This window comes from Streptomyces sp. NBC_00154, assembly GCF_026342835.1.
In the GTDB taxonomy this organism is placed as follows: domain Bacteria; phylum Actinomycetota; class Actinomycetes; order Streptomycetales; family Streptomycetaceae; genus Streptomyces.
Genome location: NZ_JAPEMI010000001.1, coordinates 4026120 through 4045792, shown reverse-complemented (window position 1 = coordinate 4045792; position 19673 = coordinate 4026120). Strand labels below are relative to the sequence as shown.

12 protein-coding genes are annotated in these 19673 nt (G+C 69.8%); 6 read left to right on the top strand and 6 right to left on the bottom strand.

What is annotated here, in order from left to right; translation table 11 throughout:
• Positions 1 to 40 precede the first annotated feature (40 nt).
• Entirely contained in the window at positions 41 to 3598 is a 3558-nt protein-coding gene (locus tag OHA03_RS18160) for a bifunctional glycosyltransferase family 2 protein/CDP-glycerol:glycerophosphate glycerophosphotransferase (protein ID WP_267004876.1), read from the bottom strand.
• A 361-nt stretch (positions 3599 to 3959) separates the two neighbouring features.
• The gene (locus OHA03_RS18155; protein WP_030922875.1) at positions 3960 to 4568 is read right to left on the bottom strand and encodes a TetR/AcrR family transcriptional regulator; all 609 of its coding nucleotides are present in this window, start codon (positions 4566 to 4568) and stop codon (positions 3960 to 3962) included.
• Positions 4569 to 4698: 130 nt separating this feature from the next.
• Here OHA03_RS18155 and OHA03_RS18150 point away from each other — a divergent pair, with 130 nt between their 5' ends.
• A complete protein-coding gene (locus tag OHA03_RS18150; RefSeq protein ID WP_267004875.1) occupies positions 4699 to 5649 on the top strand; it encodes an ABC transporter permease in 951 nt (316 codons plus the stop codon).
• Positions 5650 to 5653: 4 nt separating this feature from the next.
• The gene (locus tag OHA03_RS18145; RefSeq protein ID WP_267008088.1) at positions 5654 to 6430 is read left to right on the top strand and encodes an ABC transporter ATP-binding protein; all 777 of its coding nucleotides are present in this window, start codon (positions 5654 to 5656) and stop codon (positions 6428 to 6430) included.
• Between the two features lie 144 nt (positions 6431 to 6574).
• On the opposite strand, the gene OHA03_RS18140 is transcribed toward OHA03_RS18145, so the two are convergent.
• Positions 6575 to 11605 (bottom strand): NAD-glutamate dehydrogenase, encoded by a 5031-nt coding sequence (locus OHA03_RS18140; protein WP_267004874.1) that lies wholly within the window; start codon positions 11603 to 11605, stop codon positions 6575 to 6577.
• Positions 11606 to 11986: 381 nt separating this feature from the next.
• On the opposite strand from OHA03_RS18140, the gene OHA03_RS18135 reads away from it, so the two are divergent.
• Entirely contained in the window at positions 11987 to 12553 is a 567-nt protein-coding gene (locus OHA03_RS18135) for a DJ-1/PfpI family protein (RefSeq protein ID WP_267004873.1), read from the top strand.
• Between the two features lie 61 nt (positions 12554 to 12614).
• Here the strand turns inward: OHA03_RS18135 and OHA03_RS18130 are convergent, their stop codons facing one another.
• Together OHA03_RS18130 and OHA03_RS18125 are read right to left on the bottom strand one after the other, a co-directional pair.
• Positions 12615 to 13286 (bottom strand): HAD family hydrolase, encoded by a 672-nt coding sequence (locus tag OHA03_RS18130; RefSeq protein ID WP_267004872.1) that lies wholly within the window; start codon positions 13284 to 13286, stop codon positions 12615 to 12617.
• Positions 13287 to 13354: 68 nt separating this feature from the next.
• Positions 13355 to 13861 (bottom strand): hypothetical protein, encoded by a 507-nt coding sequence (locus OHA03_RS18125; protein ID WP_030980233.1) that lies wholly within the window; start codon positions 13859 to 13861, stop codon positions 13355 to 13357.
• Positions 13862 to 14145: 284 nt separating this feature from the next.
• Here OHA03_RS18125 and OHA03_RS18120 point away from each other — a divergent pair, with 284 nt between their 5' ends.
• On the top strand, positions 14146 to 14565 hold the full coding sequence (locus OHA03_RS18120) for an Rv3235 family protein (protein WP_267004871.1): 420 nt from the start codon (positions 14146 to 14148) through the stop codon (positions 14563 to 14565).
• Positions 14566 to 14743: 178 nt separating this feature from the next.
• Here the strand turns inward: OHA03_RS18120 and secA are convergent, their stop codons facing one another.
• Complete coding sequence (gene secA / locus OHA03_RS18115) at positions 14744 to 17569, bottom strand: preprotein translocase subunit SecA (protein ID WP_267004870.1); 2826 nt, start codon at positions 17567 to 17569, stop codon at positions 14744 to 14746.
• Positions 17570 to 17809: 240 nt separating this feature from the next.
• Here secA and OHA03_RS18110 point away from each other — a divergent pair, with 240 nt between their 5' ends.
• Both OHA03_RS18110 and OHA03_RS18105 read left to right on the top strand, forming a co-directional pair.
• Entirely contained in the window at positions 17810 to 18460 is a 651-nt protein-coding gene (locus OHA03_RS18110) for a GNAT family N-acetyltransferase (RefSeq protein WP_267004869.1), read from the top strand.
• 34 nt (positions 18461 to 18494) lie between these two features.
• Complete coding sequence (locus tag OHA03_RS18105; RefSeq protein WP_267004868.1) at positions 18495 to 19670, top strand: winged helix-turn-helix domain-containing protein; 1176 nt, start codon at positions 18495 to 18497, stop codon at positions 19668 to 19670.
• Positions 19671 to 19673: the final 3 nt, after the last annotated feature.

The window sequence follows — 19673 nt, the reverse complement described above, 5'->3', positions numbered from 1 at the left end:
CGCAGGGACCGGAACCGGACTCCCGGATGGACTAACGGGGCTAGGGCTGCAGCATCCGGTCGACCACCCGCTGCGCCGCATGCCCGTCGTCGAGGTCGCAGAAGTCCCGCCGAAATGCCTCGTACGCCTGCGCGTGTCCCGCGGTGGCCCGGACCGGGTCGCGCAGCGCCTCGACGAGATCGGCGGAGTCGGGGATCAGGGGGCCGGGGGCGCGGTTCTCGAAGTCGAAACAGAAGCCACGCAGGGTGTCGCGGTAGTGAGCAAGGTCGTACGTGTGGAACAGCATCGGGCGGCCGGTCTGGGCGAAGTCGAACATCAGCGAGGAGTAGTCGGTGACCAGCGCATCGCTGATCAGCATCAGCTCGCCGACGTCCCCGTAGCGCGAGACGTCCCGCACGAAGCCGCTGCCGGTGTCCGGGAGCCGGTCGGCGACCAGATAGTGGCGGCGCACCAGCAGCACGGTGTCGGAGGCGAGTTCGCGTTCGGCGGCGGCCAGGTCGAGCTGAAGGTCGAGGGCGTATCTGCCGCCGCCCTGCGGCCGGTCCTCACGCCATGTCGGCGCGTACAGCACGACCCGCTTGCCCGCGGGGATCCCCAGCCGCTCGCGTACCGCGGCGGCGACCTTGGTGCGGTCCGAGGCGTGGAAGAGGTCGTTGCGGGGATAGCCGCACTCCAGCATCTCCCCCCGGTACCCGAAGGAGCGCCGCAGGACGGGGGTGGAGAAGCTGTTCGGGGAGACCAGGACGCTCCACTGGCTCGCGCGCTGTTCGATGGTGGCGATGTAGGCGGCATTGGCCTGGGCGGTGCCCGCGAGGTCGAGGCCGATGCGCTTGAGCGGGGTGCCGTGCCAGGTCTGGACGACAGTCTGGCCGTCGCGCCGTTCGAACCATTCGGGCAGCTGGGTGTTGGTCACGATGTGGCGGCTGCGGGCCAGCGCCTCGTGCCAGGCGGCAGAGCCGTGGACGACGGCGGTGGCGCCCGCGGGGATCCGGGCCTGCTGATCGCGTACGACCCACAGATGCTCGAACGCGGTGGTGCGGGCGGCCAGCTCCTCGTAGATCGCGCGCGGCGAGTCGGAGTACTGGCGCCCGTCGAAGCTGCTGTGCAGGACGGTGTCACGCAGGGGGGCGGTGCGCTGTCCGGCGTACGCCTCGCGCAGCAGCCGCTTGGCGCGGGCACCGCGCTCCGCCGCGGTGAGCACGGACGCGGCGTTGACGAGCAGCTGGTCGTGGTAGCGCCGCTCGATGACGTAGGTGCGGCCCGCGAGCGTACGGGCGGCGGGAAGGGTGCGGTGGGCGGCGGCCGGGATGCGCAGCGGCATGTCGCCCGTGTCGTCGGCGGCGCCCTTCGGGCGGAGGAAGAAGTACCAGTGGCCCTCCCCCAGGGGCAGCGGGCCACCGGGCGCTTCGACGGCGTCGGGCCGCAGCTCGGCCCGGAACCGCCGGGCCTGCGCAGGCCCGGAGAACACCACCGGGAAGACGGCCTCCTCGTGGTGACCGCTGTGCCGGGCCACCAGCTCGACGGGGCGGCCGGGGTCGCCGGGGAAGGTGCCCTCCAGGAGCAGCAGCCCGTCCTCCGTCCAGCTCGCCAACTCGCAGACGGGCTGCACGGGCCGGTCGCTGATCAGCAGGTTGCCCCGGGAACTGGCGGTGAGTGCGAGCTCACGCGGCTCGTCGCCGCCCCCTTCCGGTGCGGGCGAACCGATCGGGTAGCGGCCCTGCGGAACGGGCCCCGGCACGTCGATCGGTGTCCTGCGGCCGTCCGGTCCGACCAGGTGCAGGCTGTACGCGACGGTGGCGGTCTCTGTCGTCGGCCGCGCGTCGGTGACCGCTGCGAGCGGGATCACGGCGGTGAAGCGCCGCCAGCCCGACGCCGACGGCACGGCGCCCTCGTGGACGGTCGCCGGGAAGTCGAGGGAGGTGCTGGAGGGACGATGGGTGAGACCGATCCGGAGCGGCCCCTTGCCGAGACGGTCGCGGATCATGCCACTGATCACCACGGTGGCGGTCCCGTCGCCCGCGTCGCCCGGCCGGTGCGTCTCGAACCGGGCGTCGATCCGCTCCGCGTGCACCACCAGCTTGCCGCCCTCCAAGGCGGGCACGATGCGGTGGTCGCCGTCCGGCCGGTGCACGGGCGGTGCCGCCGCGGCCACGTCGGTGGAGACGTCGGAGCGGCGCAGCATCCCGTGTCCGGCGATGCCGACTTCGAGGCGCCAGGTGAGCCGTTCGGTGTCGCCGTCGGCGGAGATCCGGAGCCGGGCCGGGTCGATGACCGTCTCGAAGCCGGACCGGTCGTAGTCGTGCAGGCTCTGCCGGGAACGGACGGTGGCCTCCGGCTCATCGACCGTACGCAGCCGTAGCGGCACCACATGCCGGCGTCCGGCCCGCAGCCAGCCGGCCCGGAATTCGCTGCGCCACGAGTCGGCGGGCAGGTTGCGGATGTACGCGTACCCCTTGATGTGCAGCTTGCCGCCCTGCCAGTGCGCCTCGCGCAGCCGGGCGGTGAGCGGCAGGTCCCGGTCGGCGACCCGCAGCACCGAGCGCGGTACCGGCCCGGTGAGGGCCGGGTACGAGGCGCTGCGGTGCCGTACGCCCCGTACGGCGAAGGCACCGGGTTCGGCCTTGTCGTGGGCGAGCAGCTCCAGCAGTTCGTCCGTGCGCCGTTCGCGTACGAGATGCCACATCAGTCGCAGCCGCAGCGGCAGCCTGTCGAGGACGGCCGGGTCGACCTGGTCGGTGAACTCGTTGGCGTACGTGAGGAAGGCGCGGCGGTACTCGTCGTCCCCGTCGGGCAGCGCCTCCATGAAGTACCAGAGGTCGTTGGCGAGGACATGCGCCTCGTAGTGGCGTTTGTCGGCGGCGCCGCGGTGCTGTTCGAGGAAGGTGGAGACGCCCAGTACGTGCGAGGCCCGGTCCCGGATGCCGCGGACGACGGCGCGGCGGGTGGTGATCGAGCCGGCCCGGTCGCGCCAGTGGTAGACGGCGTCCTTGACGACGTCGACGGAGCGGGCCAGGAAGTGGGCGGGGAGGACGACGGGGATGTCCTCGTAGAGGGTGCCGACCGGGAAGGCGAAGGCGTGTTCGTCCCAGAAGGACCGGCGGAAGACCTTGTTGCAGGCGATCCGGTCGGCGGCGAGGTCCCAGTCGCGGGAGATGTGGGTGCGCAGCCGGGTGGTCGCCATGGGCTTGCGGAAGTTGGGCGACTGCTGGAGCTTGCCGGAGGCCCGCAGCCGGAGCACATTGCCGGATGCGATGTCCGATCCCGTCTCGTCGAGTGCGCCGACGAGGAGTTCGTACGCCCGGGGCGGCACGATGTCGTCGCTGTCCACGAAGGCGACATAGCCGCTGTCCGGGTCGCAGTTGCGGACCCCGGTGTTGCGGGCGTGCCCGAGGCCGCCGTTCTTCTGGCTCACCAGCCGGAACCGGCTGTCCTGTTCGGCGAAGGCAGTGGCCAAGGCGGCGCTGTCGTCGGTGGACCCGTCGTCGACCATCACCACCTCCAGGTCGTCCATGGTCTGCTCCGCGAGGGACTTCAGGCAGTCCGTCAGATAGAGCTCCACGTTGTAGACGGGGACGACGACACTGAGCCGTGGCGGCATGTTGAGCACGTCCGTTCATCGGGGGCCTGGTTGTCCGTATGGCTCAACCGTGTGAACGGCCGGGGGTCACCGGTTACGGCCTCGAACGAGTGACATCACAAGCTGTTCAGGAACACCATGGCACCACGCGGTCGGCGGCGTGGCCGCCATGGTACGGACGGAACCGCTCCCGGAACATGCCCCGGAGCCCGGCCGCCCGCTGTGACCTCCACTCCTCGATCCGAAGACCCCCGGCAGCCCGCCCTCGGTGGCGGCGACAGCTCCGGGGGTGTCGCCGGGGCGGCCGGGCACCGGGCCGACGTGCGCGCCGTACGAGACCCGGCAGGCGGACGGGGCCGGGGCGCAGCCGATGGTCGGGCGGTCAGTTCTTCTTGAGGGCGGCGACGGCCGACTCGGCCAGATCGTCCAGATAGCCCTTGGGCAGATCGCCGCGGACCACGGCGAGCCGCCAGTAGAGCGGGCCGACGATCAGGTCCAGGGCGCGGTCCGGGTCACTGTCCTCGGGCAGCTCACCGCGGGCGACGGCGTCCCGGACGACCACGGCGGCGATGCCCTGCTGCGGGTCCAGCAGGGCCGACTTGATCGTGTCGGAGATCTCCGGGTTGCGCGCCGCCTCGACCAGCAGATCCGGGATGACCTGCGAGGCGACGGGGTGGCGCAGCGCATAGGCGGCCAGCTGGAGCACGGCGCGGACGTCCCCGTACAGCGAACCGGTGGCCGGCGCAGGCATGCCCTGGACCGCGACGGCGGAGACCAGGTCGAGAACGAGGGCCAGCTTGGACTTCCAGCGGCGGTAGACGGCGGTCTTTCCGACGCCCGCGCGCCGGGCGATGCCCTCGATCGACATCCGGGCGAAGCCGACCGCCGCCAGCTCCTCGAAGACGGCGCTGCGGATGGCATCGGTGACGTCCTCGCGCAGCACAGCGGCTCCGGCGGGGACGCGGCGGCGGGTTCCCGGGTCGGTGGTCATGACCCGAATGATAGTCCGTAACGACGAAACGGTTGCGTTGCGACGTGATCACGTCCTACTCTCGGCGTTGCGACGATACGGTTCCGTTCCGGCGTTCGCGATGGTTCCTGTCCTCCCGTCGAAAGCGATCGTGGTGAGCCAGACAACAGCCCCGCCGACCATCCCGGCGGTGACCGACGCAGCCCCCACCCCCCTCCTCCCGGTCTACGGGCCGGGTGAGCTGGCCGCGCTCGCGGCCCGGCACGGGCTGACCGTGAGCGGGGCCCGGCCGACGCTCGGCGCGTACGTCCGGCAGCTGTGGGGACGGCGGCACTTCATCACGGCGTTCGCCACCGCCAAGCTCACCGCCCAGTACAGCCAGGCGAAGCTCGGCCAGATCTGGCAGATCATGACCCCGCTGCTCAACGCGACGGTCTACTACTTCATCTTCGGCATCCTGCTGAACACGAAGAAGAACGTCGAGGACTTCGTTCCGTTCCTCATCACGGGCGTGTTCATCTGGACCTTCACCGCCAGCTCGATCACCGCGGGCACCCGCGCGATCAGTGGGAACCTCGGCCTCGTCCGGGCGCTGCACTTCCCGCGTGCCTCGCTGCCCGTCGCACTGGCGCTGCAGCAGCTCCAGCAGCTGCTGTACTCCCTGGGTGCACTGGTCCTGATCCTGATCGGGTTCGGGCAGTTCCCCCGGCCGTCGTGGCTGCTGGCGATCCCGGCGCTGCTCCTGCAGTCCGTGTTCAACACCGGGCTCTCGATGGTCGTGGCGCGGCTGGCCGCCCGGACCCCGGACATCGCGCAGCTGACGCCGTTCGTCCTGCGCACCTGGATGTACGCGTCGGGCGTCATGTTCAGCATCGGCGACAAGCTGAAGGGGGACAGGGTTCCGCACTTCGTGAAGGTGGCGCTGGAGTGCAATCCGGCCGCCGTCTTCATCGACCTGATGCGGTTCGCATTCATCGACAGCTTCAGCGGGGCGCAGCTGCCCCCGCATGTGTGGGCCGTCGCCACGGGCTGGGCGCTCGTGTGCGGAGTGGGCGGCTTCGTGTACTTCTGGAAGGCCGAGGAGCTGTACGGACGTGGCTGAGAACATGGCTGACGACAACGATCGGGTGCCGACCGTCGTCGTGGACGACGTCCACATCACCTACAAGGTCAACGGCGCGCGCACCGGAAAGGGCAGCGCCACCTCGGCCCTCAGCCGGATCGCTTCCCGGCGGCAGGCCCCCGGCGTGCGCGAGGTGCATGCCGTGAAGGGCGTCAGCTTCGCCGCGTACAAGGGCGAGGCGATCGGCCTGATCGGTTCCAACGGCTCGGGGAAGTCGACGCTGCTGAAGGCGATCGCCGGTCTGCTCCCGCCGTCGAAGGGCCGGGTGCACACCCAGGGTCAGCCGTCGCTGCTCGGCGTGAACGCGGCGCTGATGAGCGATCTGACCGGCGAGCGGAACGTCATCCTCGGCGGGCTGGCGATGGGCATGACGCGCGACGAGATCCGCGAGCGCTACCAGGGGATCGTCGACTTCTCCGGCATCAACGAGAAGGGCGACTTCATCACGCTGCCGATGCGTACGTACTCGTCGGGCATGGGGGCCAGGCTCCGGTTCTCCATCGCCGCCGCCAAGAGCCATGACGTTCTGCTGATCGACGAGGCACTGTCCACGGGCGACGCCAAGTTCCAGCGGCGCAGCAAGGAGCGGATCATCGAGCTGCGCAAGGAGGCGGGCACGGTGTTCCTGGTCAGCCACAGCAACAAGTCGATCACCGAGACCTGCGACCGGGCGCTGTGGCTGGAGGCGGGGACACTGCGGATGGACGGTCCGGCGAAGGAAGTCGTCGCCGCGTACGAGAAGTTCACCACCAAGAAGTGAAGTCCGCCGCCGGCCTGGTAAACACCGTCCGGCGATCGAGGACACCCCCACCGCCGGACGGTCAGGCACCACATCCGGCCCGTCCGGTGATCAAGGACGGAGCGGCCGCCGGACGCACCGGCGGCCGCTCCCCCTTTCAGACCACTACCCGTGCGTACGCAGCAACGTCCGCATGGTCCGCATGGCCACCGACAGGTTCGCCAGATCGAACGAGTCCGACCCCCGGATCTCCTCCAGCGTGGTGCGCGAACGCGTCAGGATCGCCGCGTTCTTGTCCTCCCAGGCCGCGAACCGTTCCTCCGGCGTCGACGTCCCGTTGCCCACACTCAGCACATCCCTGGTGAGCGCGGCATGCGCGGCGTACAGGTCCTCGCGGATGGAGGCGCGGGCCATGGACTGCCAGCGGTCGTTCCGCGGCAGTTCGATGATCCGGTCCATCAGCTGGGTGACGCCCAGCCGGTCGGCGAGGTCGTAGTAGACCTCGGCAACGGCAAGGGGGTCCTTGCCGATGCGCTCGGCGATCGCCACGATGTCGAGCGCCGGGAAGGCGGACGAGAATCCTGCGACGCGCTGCGCCAGCTCGTCCGGGACGCCCGCCTCGGTCAGCTCGTCCAGGATCGACTGGTACCACTCCTGGTCGGCGCCCTTCAGCATCTTGGGCAGTTCGGCCCAGACCTGGTCGACACCGTCCTTGAAGAAGCCGATCGTCTCGGCGATCTCCAGCGGCTGCGGCCGGTTGCCGAGCAGCCAGCGCGAGCCGCGCTCGACGAGCCGGCGCGAGTGCAGCCGGATCCGGGTCTGCACATCGGCGGCGACCTTGTTGTCGAGCGCCTCGACGGCGTCCCACACCTGGCCGAGGCCGAAAATCTCGCGGGCCGCGGCCTGGGCCCGCACGATCTCCTCGATCGACGCGCCGGTCTCTTCCCGCAGCCGGTGCAGGAAGGTCGAACCACCGGTGTTCACCGTGTCGTTGACCAGCACCGTGGTGATGATCTCGCGGCGCAGCGCGTGCCCGTCGACCGCCTCGGGGAACTGCGCGCGCAGCTGCGCGGGGAAGTAGGCGTACAGCAGCTTCTGCAGGTACGGGTCGTCCGGCAGGCTGGTCTTGATCAGCTCGTCGGACGCGGTGATCTTCGTGTAGGCGATCAGCACGGCGAGCTCGGGCTGGGTGAGCCCCTTGCCGCCGTTCAGCAGCTCGCGGATCTGCCGGTCGGTGGGCAGGAACTCCAGCGCCCGGTCGAGGTGTCCGTCGCGGCCGAGACGGCGCATGAAGCGCTGCTGGGCGTGGAGCAGGGAGGCGGACTGGGCGATGGAATTGGCGAGCGCGGTGTTCTGGGCGTAGTTGTTGCGCAGTACCAGACGCCCGATCTCGTCGGTCATCTCGGCAAGCAGCTTGTTGCGCTGCTTGACGGTCATGTCGCCGTCCCGCACCAGGCCGTTGAGCAGGATCTTGATGTTCACCTCGTGGTCGGAGGTGTCCACACCGGCGCTGTTGTCGATCGCGTCGGTGTTGATCCGGCCGCCGCCCCGGGCGAATTCGATCCGGCCGAGCTGGGTGGCGCCGAGGTTGCCGCCCTCGCCGACGACCTTGGCCCGCAGGTCCTCGCCGTTGACGCGGATCGCGTCGTTGGCCTTGTCGCCGACGTCCGCGTTCGACTCGGTGGACGACTTGATGTACGTACCGATGCCGCCGTTCCACACCAGGTCGACACGGGCCTTGAGGATGGTCTTCATCAGGTCGGCAGGCGTCATCTTGGTGACACCCGACTCGATGCCGAGCGCCTCGCGGACATGCGCGTTGACCGGGATCGACTTCGCGGTACGGGGGTGGATGCCGCCGCCCGCGGAGAGCAGTTCCTTGTTGTAGTCGGCCCAGGAGCTGCGCGGCAGGTCGAAGAGACGGCGCCGCTCGGCGTACGAGGTGGCGGCGTCCGGGGTCGGGTCGAGGAAGATGTGCCGGTGATCGAAGGCTGCGACGAGCCGGATGTGCTCGGAGAGCAGCATGCCGTTGCCGAACACGTCACCGGACATGTCGCCGACGCCGACGACCGTGAAGTCCTCGGTCTGGGTGTCGTGGCCGAGCTCGCGGAAGTGCCGCTTGACGGACTCCCAGGCGCCGCGGGCGGTGATGCCCATGCCCTTGTGGTCGTATCCGGCGGAGCCACCGGAGGCGAACGCGTCGCCGAGCCAGAAGCCGTAGGAGACGGCGACCTCGTTGGCGATGTCGGAGAAGCTCGCGGTGCCCTTGTCCGCGGCGACGACGAGATAGGTGTCGTCCTCGTCGTGTCGGACGACGCCGACGGGCGGCACGACCTCGCCGGCCACCAGGTTGTCGGTGATGTCGAGCAGCGCCGAGATGAACGTCCGGTACGCGGCGATGCCCTCGGCCAGCCAGGCGTCGCGGTCGGCTGCCGGATCCGGCAGCTGCTTGGCGACGAAGCCGCCCTTGGCGCCGACCGGCACGATGACCGTGTTCTTCACCATCTGTGCCTTGACCAGGCCGAGGATCTCCGTACGGAAGTCCTCCCGCCGGTCCGACCAGCGCAGCCCGCCGCGGGCGACCTTGCCGAAGCGCAGGTGGACGCCCTCCACGCGCGGCGAGTACACCCAGATCTCGAACGCCGGGCGGGGCGCCGGCAGGTCCGGGATGGCCTGCGGGTCGAACTTCATCGAGACGTAGGAGTGCGGCTTGCCGCTCTTCGCCTGCTGGAAGAAGTTGGTGCGCAGGGTGGCCTTGATGACGGTGAGGAAGGACCGCAGGATCCGGTCCTCGTCGAGCGAGGCGACCTGGTCGAGCGCCCCGTCGAGCTCTTCGAGGAGACCGTCGGTCAGCTCGGTGCCGGCGCTCTGACGGCCGGGCGACATCCGGGCCTCGAAGAGGGAGACCAGCAGACGGGTGGTGTGGACGTTGTTACGGAGGGTGTCCTCCATGTAGTCCTGGCTGAAGGTCGATCCGGCCTGCCGCATGTACTTCGCGTAGGCGCGCAGCACCATCGCCTGCCGCCAGCTCAGACCGGCGCCGAGCACCAGGGAGTTGAAGCCGTCGTTCTCGGCCTCACCGGTCCACACCGCGGCGAACGCGTCCTGGAAGCGGTCGCGGGCGTCGTCGGCGAGGTAGTTGCCACTGCCGTTGACCTGCGGCATCCGCAGACCGAAGTCGTAGATCCAGGCGCTCTTACGGTCGGCGCAGCGCAGCTCGTACGGACGCTCGTCGACGACCTCGACACCGAGCCGCTGGAGCGCCGGAAGGACGGCGGAGAGGGAGACCTGCTCGCCGGTCCGGTAGATCTTGAAGCGGCGCTCGCCCGGGGCGGCGCCGACCGGCTCGTACAGGCTGAGCGCGAAATCCTTCCCGTCGTGCTTGAGCGCTTCGAGGTGGACCAGGTCGGCGACGGCGGAGCGCGGCGAGTGGTCGGCCTTGTAGCCCTCGGGGAACGAGTGACCGTACTGCCGCAGCAGCTCGGCGGCACGCTCCTCGCCGCACTCGGCGTTCAGCGCCTCCTGGAAGCCGTCGGCCCAGGAGCGGGCGGCCTCGACGAGACGGGCCTCGATGCGGTCGGCCTCGATGTCGGTGAGGTCGGGCAGCTCGGTGCCGGGTGCGACACGGACGACGAAGTGCAGCCGGGACAGGATCGACTCGGTGTTCCAGGCGGTGAAGTCGACGCTGGTGCCGCCGAGCTCCTCCTTCAGGATGTCGATCAGCCGGAGCCGCACACCGGTGGTGTAGCGGTCGCGCGGCAGGTAGACGATCGCGGAGTAGTAGCGCCCGTACTCGTCCTGGCGCAGGTACAGCCGCAGCCGGCGCCGCTCCTGGAGGTAGAGCACGGAGGTGACGATGGAGCGCAGCTGGTCGACGGGCGTCTGGAAGAGCTCGTCGCGCGGGTACGTCTCCAGGATCTGCAGCAGGTCGCGGCCGTCGTGGCTGTTGGGCGAGAAGCCCGCGCCCTCCAGCACCTCGGCGACCTTGCGGCGGATGACGGGCACCCGGCGCACGGACTCGGTGTAGGCGGCGGACGAGAACAGTCCGAGGAAGCGGCGCTCACCGATGACATTGCCGTCGGCGTCGAACTTCTTCACCCCGACGTAGTCGAGGTAGCTGGGGCGGTGCACGGTCGACCGGCTGTTCGCCTTGGTCAGGATGAGCAGCTTACGCTCACGGGCCTTGGCGCGGGCGTCGGCGGGCAGCCGGTCGAAGGACGGGCTGACCGGGTGCGCCTCGTCCTCGCTGTGGTGCGGGTCGGAGCGCAGGATGCCGAGGCCGGTGCCGGGGACGGCAGCCAGTGCGTCGGTCTCCCTCAGCTCGTACTCGCGGTAGCCCAGGAAGGTGAAGTGGTCGGCGGCGAGCCAGCGCAGGAGCTCCCGCGCCTCGTTCACCTCTTCGTCGGCGAGGGCGTCGAGCGGCTCGCCGGGCAGGTCGTCGGCGATGCGCAGCGCGGCGTCACGCATCTTGTCCCAGTCCTCGACGGTCTCCCGTACGTCGGACAGCACCCGGAGCAGGTTCTCGGAGATCTGCTTGAGGTCGGAGCGGTCGGTCTCGCGGTCGATCTCGACGTGGATCCAGGACTCCACGACCGCGTCGTGCGGCAGCGCGGTCCTGGTGTCCTTGGTCCCGTCGGCGCCCTTGCGGACCTGCGGGGCCGCCGAGAGGCCGTTGCCCTCGGCGAGGACCTCGATGAGCTTGCCGGTGACATCACGGCGGACGACGATCTGCGGGTGGATCACGACATGGATGCCGCGGCCCTGCCGGGACAGCTCGTTGGTGACGGAGTCGACCAGGAAGGGCATGTCGTCCGTCACGACCTCGACGACGGAGTGGCTGGACATCCAGCCGTTCTCCTCGACGGTCGGGGTGTGCACCCGGACGTTCGCGGTGCCCTGCGGACGGTTCTCCGCGAGCCGGTAGTGGGAGGAAGCCGCGCCGAAGACATCGACCGGGTCGCGGCCCGCGATGTCCTCCGGAGCAGTGTGCAGGTAGTAGCGCTGGAGGTAGGAGAGCAGCACATCCTCGCCGGGACGCTCGTCCTGCCCGGCCTCGGTGCCCCCGGCCCGGGTGCCTGCAACCTGCACTCGGGTGGTACCGCCCGGGCCACCGACACCACCGCCCGGGCCGTTGTCAGCTACCTTGGCGGCCCGTGCGAGCAGCTCGGCCTTGGCTTCGTCCAGCTTGGTCTGCATGTCCTCTGGCTCCTGTCGCGCGCCGTTGCGTGACGTAGGTGAAAAAGGCGACGTACCGCCACGACACGGGGTTTCCGGTCTGAGACGACGCTATGCCGCTATGAGAGATGCCCGGGACCTTATTGGCCATTTTTGGCAGTGGGTCCGGGCTGAAGGGATCAGTCATCGCCCGGGCACGTTGGCACTCCGGGCGCAGGCCGGGGGCTTCGCTGCCCCCGAGGCGTATCGCGCTGATCACGGGGTCCAGGCTATCTCGCCCGTACCCGGAACCGTCATGAGCCGTATGTGTACAAAAGATGGTCCCGAACTTTGACACTCTGGACAGCGCGCGACGGACAGATGCACGCTTATGGGAGACGTCCGCGCGAGGGGAGCCGCACCATGGCACCGAAGGTCCTGATCGTCACCGGCGACGCCGCCGAGTCCCTGGAGGTCCTCTACCCGTACCAGCGGCTGCGCGAGGAGGGGTACGACGTCCATATCGCGGCCCCCGCCCGCAAGACGCTCCGCTTCGTGATCCACGACTTCGAGCCCGGCTTCGACACCTACACCGAGAAGCCCGGCTACACCTGGCCGGCCGACCTGGCGTTCTCCGAGGTGGACGCCGGTGACTACGTCGCCGTGGTCATCCCCGGCGGACGCGCCCCCGAGTACCTGCGCAACGACGCCGAACTCCGCAAGATCCTCAAGGCCTTCTTCGACACGGACAAGCCGGTGGCCCAGATCTGCCACGGCCCCCTGCTGACGGCGGCGATCGGCGAGCTGGGCGGCCGCCGCGTCACGGCGTACCCCGCACTGGAACTCGACATGCAGGCGGCGGGCGCCAGCTTCGAGGACCACGAAGCGGTGGTCGACGGCACCCTGATCTCGTCCCGCGCCTGGCCGGACCACTCGGCCTGGATGCGCGAATTCCTGAAGGTCCTGCGCACCACGGCCCCGGCGCTCTAAGCCCTGTCTCGGATCATTCCGGGCCTTTTCGGGTCATCTCCGGCCCGGCGGTCCCGCCCCCTCAGCCGGCCATCTGCTCGGCGAGCGCCACAGCCTCGACCAAGCTGTCCACCACCGGCACCCCCGCCTCCTCCAGGCTGCTCCGGCTGTGCGACCCCCCGGTGTAGAGCACCGCGCGCGCACCGACATGCTCCGCGGCCACCGCGTCGTCCACCGCGTCACCGATCACCACCGTGCAATCGGGAGACACCCCGCCCATCGCGGCGAGATGCCGCTCCATGTGCTGCGCCTTACTGCCGCCGGACGGCCCGGTGCGGCCGTCGACCCGCGTGAAGTGCCGCTCGATTCCGTATCCCCGCACCACCGGAACCAGCTGCTCGTGGACGTACATGCTCAGCAGCGACTGACTACGGCCGGCCAGCTGCCACTGGGCGAGCAGCTCCTCGGCACCCGCGGTGAGACCGCAGACAACCCGCTGCTCCATGTAGTACCGGTGGAAGATCCCGTCCATCCGCTCCCACTCGGCCTCGGTGGGCAGCCGTCCCATCAGCCGCTCGTAGAAGCGCGGGATGGGGATGCAGTACATCTCGCGGTACTGCTCGAGCGTGATCGGCTCCAGGCCGACCTCGGCGAACGCCGCGTTCGTCGCACCGATGACCGCTGCGTTGTCGTCGAGCAGTGTGCCGTTCCAGTCCCAGACCAGATGCATGCGGTGCTTCCCGTTCGTCCCCATGGAATGAAAATACCCGCCGGGTACGACAACGAGTCCGCGCCCTCGTCCGCGCGCTCGGCCTGCGCCCGTCAGCCGATCAGGTTGGGAATCTCCTGCACCCCGAACCAGAGCAGCTCATGGTCCTCCGCGCCGTCCACGACGAACTGCGCGTCGTCGTCGCCGAGGTCCGCGGCGCCGAGCACCGACGCGGCCGCCGCCACGTCCTTCTCCGCGTCGTCCGCGTCGACATGCACCGCGGCCGCCTTCGCCAGCGCCACCGCGGAAGCGATGCGCACCTCGCCGAGCGAGGAGGGGTCCAGGCTGTGGTCGGGGTCGGCGACGGCCTGTCCGTCCGGCACGTCGACGGCGACGACCACCCGCCTGCGCACCGCACCGGGGTCCCCTGCGATCAGGCGCAGCGAGGCGGCCGCGGCCCGGTTCAGTGCCGCGTACTCCAGCTCCTCGATGTCGTCGGAGACGTACCACTCACGCAGCGCGGGAGTCACCGCGTACGCGGTCAGCGGACCGGGGCCGATTTCGCCCGCCCGGTGCGCCGCTGCGAGACCGGAGAGGGTCAGGGGGACGTACACGCGCATGGCTGGCCGCTTTCGTAGTCGGAGACGCCCTCAGGATAGTGCGCGTCCCCCTTCGGGGTTACGGGTACGGACCCCGACCCGTCCACCCGGCAACCGCCTGTCACCCTCCCCACGCCCTCCCAGAGCCTTGCGGCACCGGGTCCGCCACCCGGATAGGTGAACTTCACGCACCGCACCACGCAGCCCCTCGGCGCTTGCGGTCGCGTCCGCCGCCCCCGTAGAAGATCCACAGCAGAAGTTACCGCCCGGTATGAGCCGGGCTCGGATCACGGGGGCGATCAACGATGAGCGTGAACAGGACCCGGCCCGCCGGACGCCACGACCGGCGCAGGCCCGAGACCGTACCGCCGCAGCGCCGGACACCTCAGCAGATGCTGCGCCCGCACCACTGGTTCGCGGAGCGTCTCCTGGCGGTCCTCAGCGGCCAGCGCCCGGTGCACTGGATGCTGGGTCACACGATCGGCGAGGCGTACGACCAGCTCGCCGAACTGGCCCCGACCACCCCGCTGAGGGCCCGCGGCGCCCGCCCGGTGGTGCGCCAGTGCCACGGTGCGCAGCCCGCCCCGGGCGTGGTGGAGGCCTGCGCGAGCATCGCGGCGGGCGAACAGGTACGAGCAATGGCCTTCCGCCTGGAACAGGGCCCGGACCTCCGCTGGCGCTGCGCCGCAGTGGAACTCGGCACCCCCACCCCACCCACCAAATGAAACCCGTCCGCCGCCCCGGGCCCACCCGGCGATCGAGGACGAAGCGTCCACCGGGTGCCCCGGCGCCCCCACCCCGCCCCACACACGGCTGGGGCCGGACACCCCTCGGTGCCCGGCCCCAGCCGCCCTGCAACACAAGCGCACGCCGAAGAGCCGCAGGCTCCACAGCAACCGCAAACTACTTCTTGCGGCGCCGCCCGCCACCACCGCTCTTCTGCGCCCTGCGCCGCTCCGCCCGGGTCAGCCCGTCCGACTCCGACACCGCTCCACCGTCACCGTTGGAGAAGTCGCCCTCGACGATGCCGCCCTCCCCGTCCACCGTGGGAGCGGAGAAGTGCAGCCGGTCGGGACGCTGCGGAGCGTCCAGCCCCTTGGCGCGGATCTCCGGACGCGCCCCGGCCGGAACCGCGGCGTCCTCCTTGGACAGCGACGGCCGCTCGGCCGCATCCTGCACCGGAACCTCCTCGACCTGCTGCTCGACCTGGACCTCCAGGTTGAACAGGTAGCCGACGGACTCCTCCTTGATGCCCTCCATCATGGCGTTGAACATGTCGAAGCCCTCGCGCTGGTACTCGACCAGCGGGTCCTTCTGCGCCATGGCCCGCAGGCCGATGCCCTCCTGGAGGTAGTCCATCTCGTAGAGGTGCTCACGCCACTTGCGGTCCAGGACGGACAGCACCACACGCCGCTCCAGCTCACGCATGATGTCCGAGCCGAGCTGCTTCTCGCGCTCGTCGTACTGCTCGTGGATGTCGTCCTTGATGGACTCGCCGATGAACTCGGCGGTGATCCCGGCCCGGTCCCCGGCCGCGTCCTCCAGCTCGTCGACGGTGACCTTCACCGGGTAGAGCTGCTTGAACGCACCCCACAGCCGGTCGAGGTCCCACTCCTCGGCGAAGCCCTCGGCGGTCTCCTGCCGGATGTAGTCGTCGATGGTGTCGTCCATGAAGTGGCGGATCTGCTCCTGCAGGTCCTCACCCTCGAGGACGCGACGGCGCTCGCCGTAGATGACCTCACGCTGCCGGTTGAGCACCTCGTCGTACTTCAGGACGTTCTTACGCGTCTCGAAGTTCTGCTGCTCGACCTGAGACTGCGCGGACGCGATGGCCCGCGTCACCATCTTGTTCTCGATCGGCACGTCGTCCGGCACATTCGCCATCGACATGACGCGCTCGACCATCTGCGCCTTGAACAGCCGCATCAGGTCGTCACCCAGCGACAGGTAGAAGCGGGACTCGCCCGGGTCGCCCTGACGGCCGGAACGACCGCGCAGCTGGTTGTCGATACGCCGCGACTCGTGCCGCTCGGTACCGAGCACGTACAGCCCGCCGAGCTCCTTGACCTCTTCGAACTCCGCCTTCACGGCCTGCTCGGCCCTCGCCAGGGCGGCGGGCAGCGCGGCCGCCCACTCCTCGACGTGCTCGACGGGGTCGAGACCGCGCTGGCGCAGCTCCGCCTCGGCGAGGTCGTCGGGGTTGCCGCCGAGCTTGATGTCCGTGCCGCGGCCGGCCATGTTCGTCGCGACCGTGACCGCGCCCTTGCGGCCGGCCTGGGCGACGATCGTCGCCTCACGGTCGTGCTGCTTGGCGTTGAGGACCTCGTGCTGCACACCGCGCTTGGAGAGCTGCTGCGAGAGGTACTCGGACTTCTCGACCGAGGTGGTGCCGACCAGGATCGGCTGGCCCTTCTCGTGCTTCTCGGCGATGTCGTCGACGACCGCGGCGAACTTCGCGACCTCGGTGCGGTAGATCAGGTCGGACTGGTCCTGGCGGACCATCGGCCGGTTCGTCGGGATCGGCACGACGCCCAGCTTGTAGATCTGGTGGAACTCGGCGGCCTCGGTCATCGCCGTACCGGTCATGCCGGAGAGCTTGCCGTAGAGGCGGAAGAAGTTCTGCAGGGTGATCGTGGCGAGAGTCTGGTTCTCGTCCTTGATGTCCACCCCTTCCTTCGCCTCGATCGCCTGGTGCATGCCCTCGTTGTAGCGGCGGCCGGCGAGGATACGGCCGGTGTGCTCGTCGACGATCATGACTTCGCCGTCGATGACGACGTAGTCCTTGTCCTTCTTGAAGAGCTCCTTGGCCTTGATGGCGTTGTTGAGGTACCCGACGAGGGGGGTGTTCACCGACTCGTAGAGGTTCTCGATGCCGAGCCAGTCCTCGACCTTCGCGACACCGGGCTCATGGATGGCGACGGTCCGCTTCTTCTCGTCGACCTCGTAGTCGCCGGTCTCCTCGATGCCCTTGAGCGGGTTGCCGGCCTCGCCCTTGGTCAGACGCGTGACCAGCTTGGCGAAGTCGCCGTACCACTTGGTGGCCTGGTCGGCCGGGCCGGAGATGATCAGCGGCGTACGGGCCTCGTCGACGAGGATCGAGTCGACCTCGTCGACCACGGCGAAGTTGTGGCCGCGCTGGACGAGCTCGTCCGCGGACCACGCCATGTTGTCGCGGAGGTAGTCGAAGCCGAACTCGTTGTTCGTGCCGTACGTGATGTCGCAGGCGTACTGCTCGCGACGCTGGGCCGGCGTCATGTTGGCCAGGATGCAGCCGACGGTCAGGCCCAGGAACTTGTGGACCCGGCCCATCATTTCGGAGTCTCGCTCGGCCAGATAGTCATTCACCGTGATCAGGTGCACGCCCTTGCCGGAGAGCGCGTTGAGATACGTGGGCAGGGTGCCGACGAGGGTCTTGCCCTCACCGGTCTTCATCTCGGCCACGTAGCCGAGGTGCAGGGCCGCGCCGCCCATCATCTGGACGTCGTAATGGCGCTGTCCGAGGACACGCTTCGCGGCCTCTCGGACCGTTGCGAATGCCTCGGGAAGCAGGTCATCCAGGCTCTCGCCGTCCGCGTACCGTTCCTTGTACTCGTCGGTGAGCGCCCGCAGCTCGGCGTCGGAGAGGTTGACGAAGTCCTCTTCGATGGAGCTGACCTGGTCCGCGATGCGGTGCAGTTTGCGCAGGATCTTGCCTTCGCCTGCACGCATGAGCTTGTTGAAGACGGACACTGAGGCTGGTCTCCTTGCCGGTCGGGCCTGGCACTGGGTCGTGTTATGGACGCTGGCGCGGGCACGGCAGGTGGGCCCCACCGCAACGGCCATCGTAAGCGAGGACCCCGCCGCGCCGGGAGGGCTGCCGCCGCGTTGCCCCCACTGGGCCCCTTCGAGTCAACGGACAGAGGGCCCCGAAGGTGCCGGGAACCCCGAAAAGTGTTCGCGTCACCGCCGGCACCTCACCAGAATCCGTACATGGAGCCGATCACTCTCACGACCGAGCGTCTGCTGCTGCGCCCCTTCCACGGGGGCGACGCGGACGAGGTGCACGCCGCCTGTCAGGACCCGGACATCCAGCGCTGGACAGTCGTCCCTTCCCCGTACACCCATGCCGACGCGGAACTCTTCACCCGGAAACTGTCCCCCGGCGGCTGGCAGGACGACTCGATGTACAACTTCGCGGTGGTTCTGCGCGACGGCGGGGCCATGACAGGTGCGCTCGGCATCAACCGCCGCAACCTGCACGACACGTACGAGGTGGGGTTCTGGACCGCGAAGGAGCACCGCGGTCTCGGCTACATGACCGAGGCGGTAGCGGCCGCGGCCCACTGGACCTTCACCTCGCTCGCCGGGGACCGGCTGGAGTGGCGGGCCGAGGTGGGCAACGAACCCTCGCGGGCCGTGGCGCGGCGAGCGGGCTTCCGCATGGAGGGCGATCAGCGGTCCGGCCTGCTGAACAAGGGGGTGCGGCGGGACATCTGGGTCGGCGCACTGCTCCCCTCCGACCTCGGCCTGCCGGGCGCCCGCCCGTATCTCCCGGCCACGGCCCCCACCGCCGCCCCCTCGGCCGGCCTCTCCTCCGGTCCGGTCCCCGGGCTCCCCACAGGCCTGTCCACCGCACCGTGAACGGATGTCAGTGCCGCCCTCTAGGGTGCGAGACATGACGCCAGTGCCGCTTCCCGCCTCCGAACTCTCCGCCGACCAGGCCCGCAGAATCGCCCTGCGCGCCCAGGGCTTCCTCGGCGCGCCGGACCGCCGGGCCGGGGTGCCGGGCGTGCTGCGGCACCTCGGTGCCGTACAGCTCGACACGATCTCGGTGCTGGCCCGCTCGCACGAACTGATCCCGTACGCACGCCTCGGCGCCGTGGGCCGGCGTACGGTCGAGGATGCGTACTGGTCGGCCGGCCGCAGCTTCGAGTACTGGTCGCATGCGGCGTGCATCCTGCCGGTCGAGGAGTGGCCGCACTTCGCGTTCCGTCGCCGCGCCTACCGCTCGCGCCCGCACTGGCACCACGACCTGCCGGACGGGGCCTACGACGCGGTGATCAAGCAGCTGCGCGCCGAGGGCCCGCAGACGGCGACGGAGCTGGGCGGCGCGAAGAACGGCGGGGAGTGGTGGGACTGGTCCGCCTCGAAGGTCGCCGTCGAGCGGGCCCTGATGTACGGCGAGGTGGTGTGCACCGAACGGCGCAGCTGGAAGCGGGTGTACGACCTCGCGGAGCGCGCCCTGCCCGATGCCGTACTCCACGACGATCTGGACGACAGGGAGTGCCTGCGTCGGCTGGTCGCGCTCGCAGGCCAGTCCCTGGGGGTCGGCACCCGCGCCGACATCGCGGACTACCACCGGCTCAAGGGCGAGCAGTTCGACGCGGTGGTGGCGGACTCCGGTCTGGTACCGGTGACGGTGGAGGGCTGGGCGAAGCCGGCCTGGGCCGACCCGGCGGCGCTGGCCTCGGAGCCCCGCGGACGACACCGTACGACGCTGCTGTCGCCGTTCGACTCACTGATCTGGGAGCGGGCCCGGACGGAGCGGATATTCGGCTTCACGCACCGCCTGGAGGCGTACGTCCCCAAGCCCAAGCGGATCCACGGCTATTTCGCGATGCCGCTGCTGGCCGGCGGCAAGCTGCAGGGCCGGGTCGATCCGGCACGCGAGGGCACCACGCTGGTCGCCCGGCAGGTGTCCCTGGCGGGCAGGAAGGCCGTGGCGCCGATGGCCGAGGCCCTGGTGGAGGCTGCGTCCTGGGTCGGCTGTACGGACGTACGACTGGAGCGGGTCGACGCACCGGAGCTGCGCGAGCCGCTCGCCCAGGAAATCGCCCGCGCCCTCAATTGACCA

What these genes read in the sequence shown, in the direction of transcription:
- OHA03_RS18160 (WP_267004876.1), bottom strand. Translation starts at nt 3,598, where the DNA reads ATGCCGCCACGGCTCAGTGTCGTCGTCCCCGTCTACAACGTGGAGCTC.
- OHA03_RS18155 (WP_030922875.1), bottom strand. Translation starts at nt 4,568, where the DNA reads ATGACCACCGACCCGGGAACCCGCCGCCGCGTCCCCGCCGGAGCCGCT.
- OHA03_RS18145 (WP_267008088.1), top strand. Translation starts at nt 5,654, where the DNA reads ATGGCTGACGACAACGATCGGGTGCCGACCGTCGTCGTGGACGACGTC.
- OHA03_RS18140 (WP_267004874.1), bottom strand. Translation starts at nt 11,605, where the DNA reads ATGCAGACCAAGCTGGACGAAGCCAAGGCCGAGCTGCTCGCACGGGCC.
- OHA03_RS18135 (WP_267004873.1), top strand. Translation starts at nt 11,987, where the DNA reads ATGGCACCGAAGGTCCTGATCGTCACCGGCGACGCCGCCGAGTCCCTG.
- OHA03_RS18130 (WP_267004872.1), bottom strand. Translation starts at nt 13,286, where the DNA reads ATGGGGACGAACGGGAAGCACCGCATGCATCTGGTCTGGGACTGGAAC.
- OHA03_RS18125 (WP_030980233.1), bottom strand. Translation starts at nt 13,861, where the DNA reads ATGCGCGTGTACGTCCCCCTGACCCTCTCCGGTCTCGCAGCGGCGCAC.
- OHA03_RS18120 (WP_267004871.1), top strand. Translation starts at nt 14,146, where the DNA reads ATGAGCGTGAACAGGACCCGGCCCGCCGGACGCCACGACCGGCGCAGG.
- OHA03_RS18110 (WP_267004869.1), top strand. Translation starts at nt 17,810, where the DNA reads ATGGAGCCGATCACTCTCACGACCGAGCGTCTGCTGCTGCGCCCCTTC.
- OHA03_RS18105 (WP_267004868.1), top strand. Translation starts at nt 18,495, where the DNA reads ATGACGCCAGTGCCGCTTCCCGCCTCCGAACTCTCCGCCGACCAGGCC.